This window comes from Streptomyces sp. NPDC007157 (assembly GCF_040634235.1).
GTDB lineage: Bacteria > Actinomycetota > Actinomycetes > Streptomycetales > Streptomycetaceae > Streptomyces.
This window is the reverse complement of sequence record NZ_JBEYFE010000043.1, coordinates 1-11,988: the sequence shown is the minus strand read 5'-3', so window position 1 is coordinate 11,988 and position 11,988 is coordinate 1. Positions and strand designations below refer to the sequence as shown.

Genomic DNA, 11,988 nt, shown 5'->3' with positions numbered 1-11,988 from the left:
CGTGAGACCGTCCCGCCCCCCGGACGGCCCGGGCGCCGTGCCGGCGCCGCCGACCGCGCAGCCCACCGCCCCCGTCCGCGTCACCGCCGGTCAGGCGGCGTTGAAGCGCGCGGTGACGGAGGCGACCCGCTTGCCCTGGTACTCGGCGGCGCTACGGGCGGTGTCGTCGACCGGGATCGCACCCTGGCCGTTGACGTGGCTGGTGCCGTAGGGGTTGCCGTCGACGAACTTCACCGGGTCGGTGTAGCCGGGGGTCACCAGGATGCCGCCGAAGTGGTGGACGGAGTTGTAGAGCGCGAGCAGCGTGGACTCCTGGCCGCCGTGTGCGGTGGCCGTGGCGGTGAAGCCGCTGTAGACCTTGTCGGCCAGCTTGCCCGTCGCCCAGAGCCCGCCGAGCGTGTCGATGAACTGCTTCAGCTGGCTGGCGATGTTGCCGAACCGGGTGGGGGTGCCGAAGACCACGGCGTCCGCCCACTCGATGTCGGCCGGGGTGGCGACCGGGACGTCCTTGGTGGCCGCGGCATGTGCCGACCAGGCGTCGTTGCTCGCGATGGCCTCCTCGGGCGCCAGCTCGGACACGCGCAGCAGCCGTACCTCCGCACCCTCCTTGCGGGCGCCGTCGGCGACGGCCTCCGCGAGCTCGTGGACGGTACCGGTGGACGAGTAGTAGATGACGGCGACCTTGGGGGCCATGGGGAATTCCTCTCGCTGTGCTGTGGTCTCGGCGGCGGACGCCGCCTCGCTTCCGGCGGCGTGGGCCGCCTCGGTGCCGACGGCGGAAACCGTCGTGGTCCGGACGGCGGGTGCCGTCGTGGCGCCGGCGGCCGAAGCCGCCGGGCCGGGGTCGGGACGGGCGGTGGCGGACAGGGAGAGCCGCAGGTGACGTGCCGCGAGCCCCTTCGCCGCGGTCAGCCCGTGGCGGTACCGGTCGACGGTCGCGGAGGCGGAGATCTTCAGCGAGCCGCTCTCGACGGACAGCGCGTCCACCGTCAGCTCGACCGGCGCGCGGTGACCCCGGACGGTGAGGTGGCCCCGGACCACCCAGACGCCGGCCGCGTCCCGGCTCACCCCGGTCGACTCGAACCGGATCCCGGGGTGGCGCTCCGTGTGCAGAAAGGCGGGGGAGCGCACGTGGTCGTCCCGGCGCGGGGTCCCGGTGTGGAAACTGCCCGCGTCGACGACGGCGGTGACGGCCGACTCCGTGACCGGCTCGGCGATCGTGATGCTCGCCGACTCCACCCGGAAGGTGCCGTCCACCCTGCCCAGGCCGAACATGTGCCGCGTGCTGAAGCCGATGGACGACCGCTCCGGATCGACCGCGTAGGTCCCCACGGGGGGCAATTGGACGCTCATGCCCTGCTGGCCTCTCGGTTGGCGTCGCGCGGCTGGTCCGCTACGGCGCTGTTGCTTGCCTCGGCAAGCATCTTGGCGCGCCTCGAAATGCTTTGTCAAGCAAGTAATCATGTGCTTCAGTGGTAGGACCGGGACACGGACCGGGACACTACGGAAGGGAGGCCGGTACATGTCCGCACAGTCACCCGAGCCCAGCTGTCCGCTGAACACCGACGAGGACCGACTCTGGCGTGCTCTGCAGAGGATGCTGGTCGCTCTTCCACGGGCGCTCGACGAGGACCTGCTCTGCGCCACGGGCCTGTCGCTCACGCAGTACATCGTCCTGATGCATCTCTCCGAGGCCGAGGACGACAGCTTGCGGATGACCGAGCTGGCCTCGGCGGCCGCCCTGTCCGCGAGCCGCATCACGCGGGTGGTGGAGAACCTGCGCGACCAGGGCCTGGTGACCAAGCGGCGGCACTGCACGGACGCCCGCGGATACGTCACCGAGCTCACCGAGGCCGGCTGGCGACGGCTGCGCGACGCCTATCCGGCGCACCTGGCCAGCGCCCGCAGACGCGTCATGGACCAGATCGATCCCGCTCTGGTGCGGCGGCTGGCCGACCAGGTGGGGTCGGTGGCCGAGCCCCTCCTCTCCCCGTACGAACGGGGCGCGGGACGCAAGGAGATCCCCACCGGCCGGGAAGGCGGCGCGGCCGAGGAGTGCCCGGCAGCCGACGCCGAGGAACCCCCCGGGTACCCGGCAGTGGCCTCCAGCTACCGGGAAGCAGTCATTTGACCCAAGCCGGGACCGGGTGACCGAGCACAGCATGGGCCTGTTCCAGCCCGACCTTCGTTCTCTGGAGGCACCCTTGCTGAAGGGCTACACCTACCCGCTCTCACCGCGCGGCGAGGCGAACCTCGCCCCCGCTCCGCCGTGGCACTACGCCGGCGACATCGTCGGCGTCGAGTTCTGGACGGACCCGGCGGCCGCCGCGGCGACCCTCCCCGAGGGGCTGACCCCCGACACCGGGTCCGACGGGCGGGTGGTGGCGCTCTTCGTCGACTGGCAGTTCTCCGCCGGGAACGACGAGTACCTCGACCCGGTACGCAGCCAGTACCGCGAGTTCATGCTGCTCGTGGACGCCCGCTTCGGGGACGAGCCGGTGTCCTGGTGCCCGTACATCTACGTGGACAACGACCTCGCCATGGCCCGCGGTTGGGTGCAGGGCTTCCCGAAGAAGCTGGGCTCGGTCGCCCAGACCCGGGTCTTCGCGTCGCCCGGCAAGGCGTCACCGTCCCTCGCGGCCGGCGGCAGGTTCGGCGCGTCCCTGTCGGCGGCCGGGCACACCCTCGCGGAGGCCGGGGTGACCCTGGAGCGCCCGGCGGACGACCCCGCGAGCCTGTTCCGGCCCACGGTCAACCTCCGGCACTTCCCCACGCTGACCGCCGGCCGGTACGACAGGCCCGCCGTGCACGAGCTGGTCATGGCCGAGTTCGGCGACCGGGCGCTCGCCGACGTCTGGGTCGGCTCCGGCGACATCACCCTGTTCGAGGCCCGGGGCGAGGAACTCGCCGACCTGGCCCCGGTGCGCACCGGCACCGGCTTCCGCGCCTCGATGTCGTACACCGTGACCGAAGTGCACCGGCTGGGCGAGTAGCGGATCGGGACCGGGATCGCCCCCTGACCGCCATAACGAAAGGAAGCCGATGCACACCATCGCCGACCTCATGGTCGACGGCCTGCGGAACGCGGGCGTGTCCCGGATCCACGGCCTGCCCGGCGACTCGCTCAACGGACTGACCGACGCCCTGCGCCGAGATCCGTCGGTGGCCTGGGAGCACTACCGGCACGAAGAGGCCGCCGCGTTCGCCGCCGCCGGATGAACGGCCGCCGTCGGCTGATCGGTTCGTTCACCCACGGCAGCATGGCGAACGCGCTGCCCCAGGCGATCGGCGCCCAATCCGCCTGTCCCGACCGGCAGGTGATCGCGCTGTCCGGGGACGGCGGGCTGGCCATGATGCTCGGCGACCTGATCACCCTGGAGCAGCAGCGGCACCCGGTGAAGGTCGTGGTCTTCAACAACGGCGCTCTCGGCTTCGTGGAGCTGGAGATGAAGGCGGAGGGGATGGTGAACTTCGATACCGACCTCGACAACCCGAACTTCGCGGATGTCGCCGAGTCCCTGGGCATCCACGGCAGCAGGGTGGAGCGTCCGGCAGACCTCGCCGACGCGCTGCGCACCGCGTTCGCCCGTCCCGGGCCGGCCCTGGTGGAGGTGATGACCGCCCGGCAGGAGCTGTCCGTCCCGCCGACGATCACCTTCGACCAGGCCAGGGGCTTCGCCCTGTACGCCGCCCGCACCGTGCTCTCGGGGCGCGGTGACGAACTCCTGGAACTGGCCCGCACGAACGTGGTGCGGCACCTGCCGTCCTAGCGGACGCCGGGGGAGCCGGGGTCCGGGAATCCGATCAGGCTCAGCACGGCCCTCCGGACGCCCTCCAGGTCGTACTCGCGGTGGCCGCGCCGTGGAACCATCCCGTCGGGAAGCGACGAAAGGTGGTCACCGATGGTCATGAAGTTCCACGAAGGGCACAGGCAGGGCCCGGGCTTCGCGCACCTTCTCCTCTCCAGCCATCAGCGGTTGACCAGCACCCCCCTGTGCCCCTCGGTGTTCCCCGACGCCGGGGAAGCGGCCCGCTGGCTCTACGAGTCCGCGCCCTTCGGGCTGCTCGCGCACGACGCCGGAGCGGATCCGGTCTTCGTCTATGCGAACAGGACCGCGCAGAAGTGCTTCGAGTACGGCTGGGGGGAGTTTGTCCGGCTCCCGTCCCGGCTGTCCGCCGACCCGGACCGGCAGGGCGACAGGAACGCCCTCGTGCGATCGGTGACGGAGCACGGATTCGCCTCCGGTTACCGAGGGTTGAGGATCGCCGGGTCCGGCCGCAGATTCTGGATAGAGGACGTCACGATGTGGAACCTCCTGGACGAGGGCGGCACTTGCCACGGCCAGGCGGCGGTCTTCCGTTCCTGGACGGACATCTGATGACCCATCAAGATGCACGCACTCGAAGCGCGCCGGGCCCCGCGAAACGTTCGACAGCCCGAGGTCGCCGCCCGCGTCGAGTGGTCCGGTACCGGCGTCAACCTGCGCACCGCGCGCCCGGGAGGCGTCCGCCGTGCGCGCCGCCGTCGACGAGGTGCTGGGCGACCCCCGGTACCGCAAGCGTGCGAGCGAGATCCAGGGGCAGTATGCGCAGTACGACCCCTTCGGCTCCGTCGCCGAGATCGTCGAGCAGGCCTGAGTGCCCTGGTCGAGGGTGGTCCGGCAGTCGGCCGGACCCCCCCGACCAGGTCCGGAACCTTGAGACTCCTTGCTTGAGCACGCTATTCTGACGGGATGAGCGACGACGACCCGCTGACCGCCCAAGAAGAACGCTTCTGGCGTGCCCTGATGCGCGTCATCGTCGCGCTGCCGCGCTCGCTGGACGACGATCTGCTGCGGTCCACGGGGCTCACGCTCACCGAGTACGTCGTCCTGATGAACCTCTCCGAGGCCGAGAACCAGGAGCTCCGGATGACGGACCTCGCCTCGGCCACCGCCCTGTCGGCGAGTCGCATCACCCGGGTCGTGGAGGCGCTGCAGAACCGCGGCCAGGTCGTCAAGCGGCGCTACGAGGGCGACGCCCGGGGCAATGTCGCGACCCTCACCCCGGAAGGGCTCAAGCGCCTCCAGGACGCCTACCCGGTGCATCTGGCGAGCGCCCGCAAGCGGGTCGTCGACCTGCTCGACGGCAGGTCGGTGCCGGCCATGGTGCGGCAGTTCGAAGCGGTGGTGGAGAAGCTCGGCTGAGCCTCGCGGGCCGGGGCGCTTACTCGCCGGACTGGTAATATACGGCTGTCAAACAGTGCCGGAAGCGCACCTCAGCCCGTGACCCGGAGAGAAGTCATGCAGCAGCGACCTCGGCCGAGACCCCGGGCATGACCCCGCGACCGGAGAGCCAGGAGCGCTGGGCCCGACTGCGACGCCAGTTGTGGCGGCCGCCGAGGGCCCACGGGGACCAGCCACGGCACCGGGTGGTCGGCCCGCTGGAACTCTTCTACGACCTGATCGTCGTCGTCCTGGTCGCCCAGGCCGCTCACCACCTGGCGGCGCACCTCTCCTGGCACGGCCTCGGCGAGTTCGCCGTGGTGTTCGCGCTGGTGTGGATCGCCTGGCTCAACGGCACGCTCCACCACGATCTGCACGGCCACGACGACGCCCGGGGCCGTAGTCTCTTCCTCCTGCAGATCCTCGTCCTCGTCCCGCTGGGGGCCTTCATCCCCAAGGCCGGCGGCGCGGAGGGCGCCCACTTCGCGATCAACGCGGGCGTCCTGTTCACCGTACTGGCCGCACTCTGGTTCCTGGCCGGACGCGGCAGCTCCGCCGAGTTCCGCAGACCCACCCGGCTGTACGTGATCGGTACGGCGGCCTGCGCGGTCGTCCTCTTCGCCAGCGCCGGCCTGCCGACCGACACCCGCCTGCTGACCTGGGGACTGCTGGCCCTCGCCTTTGTCGCCGGGTTCGCCTGGATGGTCCTCGCGGCCGCTCCGGCCCAGGAAACGGCGCTCGCCCTCACCGACGCGCTCGTCGAGCGGTTCGGGCTGCTCATCATCATCGTGCTCGGCGAGACCGTGACCGGTGTGGTGGACGGGCTGGCGAGCGAGCCGACCACCGTCATGAGCCTCGCCGTCGGGCTCGTGGCGGTGGTGGTCGGATTCGGTGCCTGGTGGACGTACTTCGACTTCGCCGGTCACCGTCCGCCCCGGCGCACCCGCGCGGTGACCCTCGGCTGGATGCTGACCCACCTGCCGCTGACGGCGGCGGTGACCGCCATGGGGGCCGCGATGGTCGGCCTGGTCGAGCACGCCCACGCCGACCGGACGCCCGTCGCGACGGCCTGGGTGCTGTGCGGGGGCGTGGCCGTCGTACTGGCCGCGACGATGCTGCTCGCGTCCGGCCTGGAGGCCTGGCGGGACGAGCGGGAGCTCTACCGTCCGCTCGCCGGCACCTGCGCCGCCGTGGCCCTCGCGACCCTGGCCCTCGGCGCCGCCCGTCCCGCACCGCTCCCGCTGGGGCTGGCGCTCGTCGTCCTGCTGGGCATTCCCTGGGGCCTCGCCGTGGCCCGCCGGCTGAGCCGCGACGAGACACCGGCCCTCTGACCCGCGGCGGCCGGCGGCGTCCTCAACCGCCGTACACCCGCCGGGCGATGTGCTCCGCGATCATGATCGTGGTCGCGTTGGTCACGGTCGACGGCACCTCCGGCAGGATCGAGGCGTCCACCACCCGCAGCCCGGCCAGCCCCTTGACGGCGCCGGTCTCGTCGACGACGGCCCACCGGTCCTCGGGCCCGCCCATCGGAGCGGTGGACGTCGGATGGCCGTAGGTGGCGATAGCGGTCTCGATCGCCACCGCCAGCTCCTCGTCACTGCCCACGGCATCGCCCGGCACCAGTTCCGCCGCCACCGCGCCAGCGAGGGGTGCGCTGCCCGCGAGGCGGCGCACCAGCCGCACCGCCTCCAGCATGCGGCGCCGGTCCCGGTCCGTCGCCAGGTAGTTGTCGTCGATGACCGGGGCGGCGTGCGGATCGCGGCCCGCCAGCCGCACCGAGCCGCGCGACTCCGGCCGGGTGACGGCCGCCGCCAGGAGCATCGCCCCGCCGGTCGGGCTGAACGAGCCGTCCAGCAGATGGGTGCCCACGACGGCGAGGTCCAGCTCACCGGGCAGCGCCTCCCGGGAGGCGAGCCACAGATGGGCGGCGAACGCGGACGTCATGCCCTGGTGCTCGGGCGCGAGCGCGAACAGCGAGTGGAAGAACGGGTGGTCCTGGAGCCGGCGTCCGACGGGGAGGTCGGCGACCACGTCGATGCCGAGGTCCCGCAGATCCTCGGCCGGGCCGACGCCGGAGCGCAGCAGGATGGCCGGGCTGCCGTACGCGCCGGCGCTCAGCACCACCTCGCCGGCCCGGTGGACGGTGCCCGACGCGTCGACGACACCGCGCGCCCTGCCGTCCTCGACGAGCACCCTGTCGATCGTGACGTCGCTCAGCACCGTCAGATTGCGGCGGCCGCGCACCTGTGGCGTCAGATACGCCAGCGCGGTGTTCTGGCGCACCCCGTCGACGATGTTGACCGGGTAGGCGCCGGTGCCGTCCTGCCGGTCGCCGTTGAAGTCGTCGTTGCGCCGGAAGCCCAGGCTCGCGGCGCTGTCCACGAACGCCCGCATGGGGGAGGTGAGTTCCTCGTAGGTCCACTGGCGGATCGGGAAGGGGCCGGTGCGCCCGTGGTGGGCGTCGTCGCCGGACGGTGTGTTCTCCAGGTCCCGGAAGGTCGGCAGGACCTCCTCGTACGACCAGCCCTTGATGCCGTACCGCTCGCCCCAGGCGGCGAAGTCCGCGGCCCGCGCCCGGATCGCCACACCGGCGTTCACCGCGGAACTGCCGCCCATGGCCCGGCCGCGCGGCGCCGCGATGCTCGGCGCGCGGTCGGTGGCACGCGCGCTGTAGCCCCAGTCGTGGTCGGGGTCGGCCAGCAGGTGCGGGGTCAGCAGTCCCTCGGGGACCCGGTCGGCGGGGTAGTCCGGCCCGGCCTCGATCAGCAGGACGGTGCGTCGCGGGTTCTCGCTGAGCCGGGCGGCGAGCACGGCGCCCGCGGAGCCGCCGCCGACGATGACGACATCGGTCTCGTGGTGGTCGGGGTGGTCGTTCGTGGTGGTCATCTGAAGTCTCCTTGTCCGTATCTATTGCTTCAGCAAGCAAATAAATAGCTGTACGGTGGTCTCACGGAGTGCCCGCCGGTCAGATCCGCGTCGCTTCCGGTACCACCCGCTCGCCCAGCAGCCGGAGCGCGGCATGCTGGTCGGCGCCGCGGACCGGGCCGATGACATGGTCGATGCCGATGCGGTCCAGCCGCCGCAACTCCGCGAGCAGGGCCGGGACGTGCTCGCCGCGCGCTCCGGGGTCGAGGGGGAGCAGGACCGTCTTCTCGATCTCGGCGTAGTCGCGCCCGACCTCGTCGCAGTGCCGGCGGAGGACGTCGAGTTTGCGTGCGAGGTCCGGGCCGTGGAACAGGTTGCAGGCGTTCCCGTACTCCGCGACCAGCCGCAGCGTCTTCCGCTCGCCGGAGCCGCCGATGAGGATCGGCGGGTGGGGACGGCGCAGTGCGCGGGGGGAGTTGAGGGTGCGTTCGAGGCGGTAGTGGCGGCCGGCGAAGGGCTTCTCGTCGTCGCTCCACATCTGCAGACAGATCTGAAGGGTCTCCTCCAGCCGCTCGAACCGCTCGGCGACGGGCGGGAACGGCAGCCCTAGTCCGCGCGCCTCGGCGAGGTTGAAGCCCGCGCCGACCCCGATGCCCAGGGCGGCGCGGCCTTCGGAGAGGACGTCGAGCGTGGTGATCATCTTGGCCAGCAGGCCGGGTTCGCGGTAACCGGCCGAGGTCACCAGGGCGAGCAGTTCCGCCCGCTCGGTGGCCGCGGCCAGATAACCCAGCGTCGTGTACGCCTCCAGCATCTCCTGCTCGGAGGTGCCCACGATCCCGATCTGGAAGAGGTGGTCCATGACGGCGATCCGGGTGAAGCCGAACTCCTCGGCACTACGGGCGAGTTGCGCCACATGTCGTGCGATGCCCGCCGGGCCGCCGGGCTGGGTGAAATCCGCGATGGCGATGCCGAGGTTCATGCGGGCCTTCCGTGCCGTGGGGTCGCCGGGGTTGTCGCCATCGAGTATGCCGGGACCACTATGTGCTTTGTCAAGCAAGGAAATTGGGCGGTCGCTCAGCCGCCGAGCGGCTGCGTGCGGTGCCTGCGCCGCACCTCCGACGAGGCGAAGACCGCCGAGATGCCGTGGACGATGCTGAACAGGCCGAAGACGGTGGCCAGCGAGACCGCGCCGATGTCCGGCCGCACGAACAGGACGAACCCGAGCGCCACCGACACCAGGCCGGTCAACAGGAACAGGGCCCGCTCACCCGCCGTCTCGCCGCGCAGGAACGCCAGGCCGACCTCCGTGGCACCGGTGGACAGCGCCCACGCGGCGACCCAGAGGGTGAGCACCAGTGCCGTGATGCCCGGCCAGGCCAGGGCGCTGACCCCGGCCACCACCGACAGGACGGCCAGTAGCAGCCAGCCGAGGACGGGCCCCACCCGGTCGCTGCTGAAGGCGCGGACCCCGTCCATCACCGCGTACATGAACGCGTAGACGGCGAACAGGACGACGAACGCGCCGATCGTGATGCCCGGCCAGGAGACGGAGACGATGCCTATGACGACGGCCAGCAGACCGCGCCAGAGCAGCGCGTTGGGTGAACTGAGCATGGAGTCCTCCGTGAACGAGGGTGCCGTGGCGCCGACTTCGCCTCGGCCCGGGAGCGCGTGACGGGCGGACACTATCGGCGTCGCGATCCGGCGCCACCCGTCATTCGACTGGTTCCGCTACTGCGACCACGACGCGTGCGCTACGGCGTCTCGTCGTCCTGTTCCGCGGCGAGCATCGCCTCCAGCGCGCCGCGGAGAGCGGCGCGTGAGGAGATGCCCAGCTTGGGATAGACCCGGTACAGATGGGAGCCGACCGTGCGATGCGACAGGAACAGCCGCTCGCCGATCTGCTTGTTGCTCAGACCGGTCGCCGCGAGCTCGGCGATCTGCAGTTCCTGGGCGGTGAGCTGCTCCGGCGTCACGTCGGGCCGGGCGACGGAGACGCCGGTGGCGCGCAGTTCGGCGGCGGCCCGCTGGGCCATCATCTCGGCGCCGATCCGGTCGAACGTCTCCAGGGCCGCGCCCAGTCGGGTCCGTGCCCCGGCCATGTCGTGGGTGCGGCGCAGCCACTGGCCGTAAGCGAACTGGATGCGCGCGTAGTCCCAGGGCCAGCGCGCGGCGTCGGGAAGGGCCAGGGCGGCCTCGAACAGGGCGGCGGCCTCCGCGTCGTCGGCGGCCACGGCGGCCGCCCCCGCCGTGATCAGCTCGGTACGCGGCCCGATCCGCGGGATCCCGGCCTCCTGGGCGGCGCGCACATGCGCCCGGGCGTCCTCGACACGGCCGGTGCGGACCGCCGCCTCCACGAAGTCCAGGACCATCCACCGGCCCGGCACGCCGGAGGTGGGGGCACCGGGCGGCCCGATCCGTGCCGCCTGGACCAGGGCCTCCTCGTAGTCGCCCTGCCCGATGGCCGCGAGATTGCGCGCCGACCGCGCGTAGCCCTCCGTCACGTCCATGCCGCGCGGCGCCGCCCAGCTCGTGGTCTCCTCGCTGCGGACACGGGCGAGATCCGCGTTGCCGCGCAGCGCCGCGCCCGAGGCCAGCACGGCCCGGAGCTGCCGCTCCCAGAACTGGTACCCGTACGCCGACGCCAGGTCCAGCCCCTCCTGGGCGAGCCGTTCCGCCTCGTCCCACTGTCCGTGGACATAGGAGTCCTGGCAGAGCAGCAGCAGCGCCGGGATCACCATGCCGATCGCGCCGCCGTCCCGCTCCCGTTCGATCATGCGCGACAGCAGGGACCGGTAGTCGGACAGGGCGTCCAGGGCGACGGCGGCGAAGCCCAGCGGGACGATCTGCCAGGGGGCCGCGTCGAGGGGCAGCTCGGCGAACGCGTCCGCGAGCCCCTCCCGGATCGCGTCGGACTTGCGGGTGGGATCGACATACGCGTCGTAGCACAGCCGGAACGTGCCGACCGCCTCCGGCGGGAACCGGGCCATCGCGGTGTCGAGCAGCTTCCACGGCTCGGGCCTGAGGGTGAAGAGGCTGACCAGCAACAGGGTGTACAGGATCGCCAGCCGGTCCCAGTCGCCCTTGTCCGCCTCGCAGGCGACATGGTCGAGAGCCTGGGCCAGCAGCCGGTAGGCGGTGTCGACATCGCCCCCGTCATGGGTGAGCAGATGGGCGGTGGCGGCGAAGACCAGCCCGGTCGGAGTGTCCGGGGTCTGCCCCGCGTCCGCCAACAGCCGGTTCACCTGGTCGAGTTGGCCGGTCATGGTGGCGAGGAAGGCGGCCTCGACCAGACGGCGGGACCGGTCGACCGGATGCGGACTGAGCTCGCCGGCCCGCACCAGTGCCGTGACCGCGGCGGACGCGGCGATCCGCCGCCGGTCGGAGAGCAGCGCCCCGACCGGGGCCGGCAGGTCGGCGGGGGATCCGGTGCCGCGCCGCCAGGCGGTCAGCGCGGCCTCGTCCAGCGCCCGCGCCACCGACTCGTCGGGCGCCGCGGCGGCCTCCGCGAGATGCCAGGCCCGGCGCTCGGGATCGTCGGCCAGGGCGGTGGCCAGCGCCTCGTGCGCGGCCCGGCGTTCGCGCGGCGGGGCCAGCTCCAGCAGGGCCGTGCCGATCAGCGGGTGGCAGAACGTGAGACCGCAGCCGGCCGCGGGCGCGCGGACCAGACCGGCCCGCTCGGCCGGGACCAGGTCGTCGAGGTCGGCCGAGCCCTGCGCCGCGGCGCGCAGCACGGTGAGCCCGGCATCCGCGTCCAGAGCGGCCAGCAGCATGAGCCGGCGGGTCGGCACGGGCAGCTCGGCGAGCAGCCCGGCGCAGGTCGCCGCCAGGCGTCGGGACAGTGGGAGGCGGTCGGGCAGCGGATCCTGGCCGGCGCGCTGCCGCTCGGTGAGCGGGACGGGCAACTCCTGGAGCGCCA

At 72.4% G+C, this 11,988-nt stretch carries 14 protein-coding genes and 1 pseudogene; 8 read left to right on the top strand and 7 right to left on the bottom strand.

Annotated elements, in window-relative coordinates; translation table 11 throughout:
- Positions 1 to 90: 90 nt before the first annotated feature.
- Positions 91 to 693 carry an NAD(P)H:quinone oxidoreductase gene (gene wrbA, locus ABZ642_RS43440; RefSeq protein ID WP_360496422.1) on the bottom strand — a complete coding sequence of 201 codons (603 nt, stop codon included), beginning with the start codon at positions 691 to 693 and terminating at the stop codon, positions 91 to 93.
- A 183-nt stretch (positions 694 to 876) separates the two neighbouring features.
- Positions 877 to 1,353, bottom strand: a pseudogene (locus ABZ642_RS43435) (YceI family protein); the annotation flags it as partial.
- A gap of 169 nt (positions 1,354 to 1,522) precedes the next feature.
- On the opposite strand from ABZ642_RS43435, the gene ABZ642_RS43430 reads away from it, so the two are divergent.
- Genes ABZ642_RS43430 through ABZ642_RS43415 form a run of 4 tightly spaced genes read left to right on the top strand, consistent with a single transcriptional unit; the run spans position 1,523 to position 3,770 of the window.
- Positions 1,523 to 2,131 carry a MarR family winged helix-turn-helix transcriptional regulator gene (locus tag ABZ642_RS43430; RefSeq protein ID WP_360496294.1) on the top strand — a complete coding sequence of 203 codons (609 nt, stop codon included), beginning with the start codon at positions 1,523 to 1,525 and terminating at the stop codon, positions 2,129 to 2,131.
- 16 nt (positions 2,132 to 2,147) lie between these two features.
- Positions 2,148 to 2,993: an acetoacetate decarboxylase family protein gene (locus ABZ642_RS43425; RefSeq protein ID WP_360496291.1), complete on the top strand. Its 846-nt coding sequence runs from the start codon at positions 2,148 to 2,150 to the stop codon at positions 2,991 to 2,993.
- Between the two features lie 49 nt (positions 2,994 to 3,042).
- Entirely contained in the window at positions 3,043 to 3,219 is a 177-nt protein-coding gene (locus ABZ642_RS43420) for a thiamine pyrophosphate-binding protein (RefSeq protein WP_360496288.1), read from the top strand.
- Positions 3,216 to 3,770: a thiamine pyrophosphate-dependent enzyme gene (locus ABZ642_RS43415; protein WP_360496285.1), complete on the top strand. Its 555-nt coding sequence runs from the start codon at positions 3,216 to 3,218 to the stop codon at positions 3,768 to 3,770. The genes ABZ642_RS43420 and ABZ642_RS43415 overlap by 4 nt, the downstream gene beginning before the upstream one ends.
- On the opposite strand, the gene ABZ642_RS43410 is transcribed toward ABZ642_RS43415, so the two are convergent.
- Positions 3,767 to 3,910, bottom strand: coding sequence for a hypothetical protein (locus ABZ642_RS43410; protein ID WP_360496282.1), 144 nt, complete (start codon positions 3,908 to 3,910; stop codon positions 3,767 to 3,769). The genes ABZ642_RS43415 and ABZ642_RS43410 overlap by 4 nt on opposite strands.
- On the opposite strand from ABZ642_RS43410, the gene ABZ642_RS43405 reads away from it, so the two are divergent.
- The 4 genes from ABZ642_RS43405 to ABZ642_RS43390 all read left to right on the top strand — a co-directional run bounded on the left by ABZ642_RS43405 (position 3,909) and on the right by ABZ642_RS43390 (position 6,535).
- On the top strand, positions 3,909 to 4,379 hold the full coding sequence (locus tag ABZ642_RS43405; protein ID WP_360496279.1) for an MEKHLA domain-containing protein: 471 nt from the start codon (positions 3,909 to 3,911) through the stop codon (positions 4,377 to 4,379). The two genes, ABZ642_RS43410 and ABZ642_RS43405, sit on opposite strands and share 2 nt — an antisense overlap.
- 133 nt (positions 4,380 to 4,512) lie before the next feature.
- Positions 4,513 to 4,638, top strand: coding sequence for a hypothetical protein (locus tag ABZ642_RS43400; protein WP_360496276.1), 126 nt, complete (start codon positions 4,513 to 4,515; stop codon positions 4,636 to 4,638).
- Between the two features lie 95 nt (positions 4,639 to 4,733).
- Positions 4,734 to 5,186, top strand: a complete 453-nt coding sequence (locus ABZ642_RS43395) for a MarR family winged helix-turn-helix transcriptional regulator (protein WP_360496273.1) — start codon at positions 4,734 to 4,736, stop codon at positions 5,184 to 5,186.
- Between the two features lie 128 nt (positions 5,187 to 5,314).
- On the top strand, positions 5,315 to 6,535 hold the full coding sequence (locus ABZ642_RS43390) for a low temperature requirement protein A (protein WP_360496270.1): 1,221 nt from the start codon (positions 5,315 to 5,317) through the stop codon (positions 6,533 to 6,535).
- Positions 6,536 to 6,557: 22 nt separating this feature from the next.
- Here the strand turns inward: ABZ642_RS43390 and ABZ642_RS43385 are convergent, their stop codons facing one another.
- The 4 genes from ABZ642_RS43385 to ABZ642_RS43370 form a co-directional block, all read right to left on the bottom strand.
- Positions 6,558 to 8,090, bottom strand: a complete 1,533-nt coding sequence (locus ABZ642_RS43385) for a GMC family oxidoreductase N-terminal domain-containing protein (protein WP_360496267.1) — start codon at positions 8,088 to 8,090, stop codon at positions 6,558 to 6,560.
- A 79-nt stretch (positions 8,091 to 8,169) separates the two neighbouring features.
- Positions 8,170 to 9,048 (bottom strand): LLM class F420-dependent oxidoreductase, encoded by an 879-nt coding sequence (locus ABZ642_RS43380; protein WP_360496264.1) that lies wholly within the window; start codon positions 9,046 to 9,048, stop codon positions 8,170 to 8,172.
- A 95-nt stretch (positions 9,049 to 9,143) separates the two neighbouring features.
- Entirely contained in the window at positions 9,144 to 9,683 is a 540-nt protein-coding gene (locus ABZ642_RS43375) for a DUF308 domain-containing protein (RefSeq protein WP_360496261.1), read from the bottom strand.
- A 140-nt stretch (positions 9,684 to 9,823) separates the two neighbouring features.
- Positions 9,824 to 11,988, bottom strand: a 2,165-nt coding sequence (locus ABZ642_RS43370) for a LuxR C-terminal-related transcriptional regulator (RefSeq protein ID WP_360496258.1), incomplete at its 5' end; no start/stop codon positions are given.

Coding starts and splice junctions, on each gene's coding strand:
- ABZ642_RS43420 (WP_360496288.1), top strand. CDS start 3,043: ATGCACACCATCGCCGACCTCATGGTCGACGGCCTGCGGAACGCGGGC.
- ABZ642_RS43385 (WP_360496267.1), bottom strand. CDS start 8,090: ATGACCACCACGAACGACCACCCCGACCACCACGAGACCGATGTCGTC.
- ABZ642_RS43410 (WP_360496282.1), bottom strand. CDS start 3,910: ATGACCATCGGTGACCACCTTTCGTCGCTTCCCGACGGGATGGTTCCA.
- ABZ642_RS43430 (WP_360496294.1), top strand. CDS start 1,523: ATGTCCGCACAGTCACCCGAGCCCAGCTGTCCGCTGAACACCGACGAG.
- ABZ642_RS43390 (WP_360496270.1), top strand. CDS start 5,315: ATGACCCCGCGACCGGAGAGCCAGGAGCGCTGGGCCCGACTGCGACGC.
- ABZ642_RS43405 (WP_360496279.1), top strand. CDS start 3,909: ATGAAGTTCCACGAAGGGCACAGGCAGGGCCCGGGCTTCGCGCACCTT.
- ABZ642_RS43380 (WP_360496264.1), bottom strand. CDS start 9,048: ATGAACCTCGGCATCGCCATCGCGGATTTCACCCAGCCCGGCGGCCCG.
- ABZ642_RS43395 (WP_360496273.1), top strand. CDS start 4,734: ATGAGCGACGACGACCCGCTGACCGCCCAAGAAGAACGCTTCTGGCGT.
- wrbA (WP_360496422.1), bottom strand. CDS start 693: ATGGCCCCCAAGGTCGCCGTCATCTACTACTCGTCCACCGGTACCGTC.
- ABZ642_RS43375 (WP_360496261.1), bottom strand. CDS start 9,683: ATGCTCAGTTCACCCAACGCGCTGCTCTGGCGCGGTCTGCTGGCCGTC.
- ABZ642_RS43415 (WP_360496285.1), top strand. CDS start 3,216: ATGAACGGCCGCCGTCGGCTGATCGGTTCGTTCACCCACGGCAGCATG.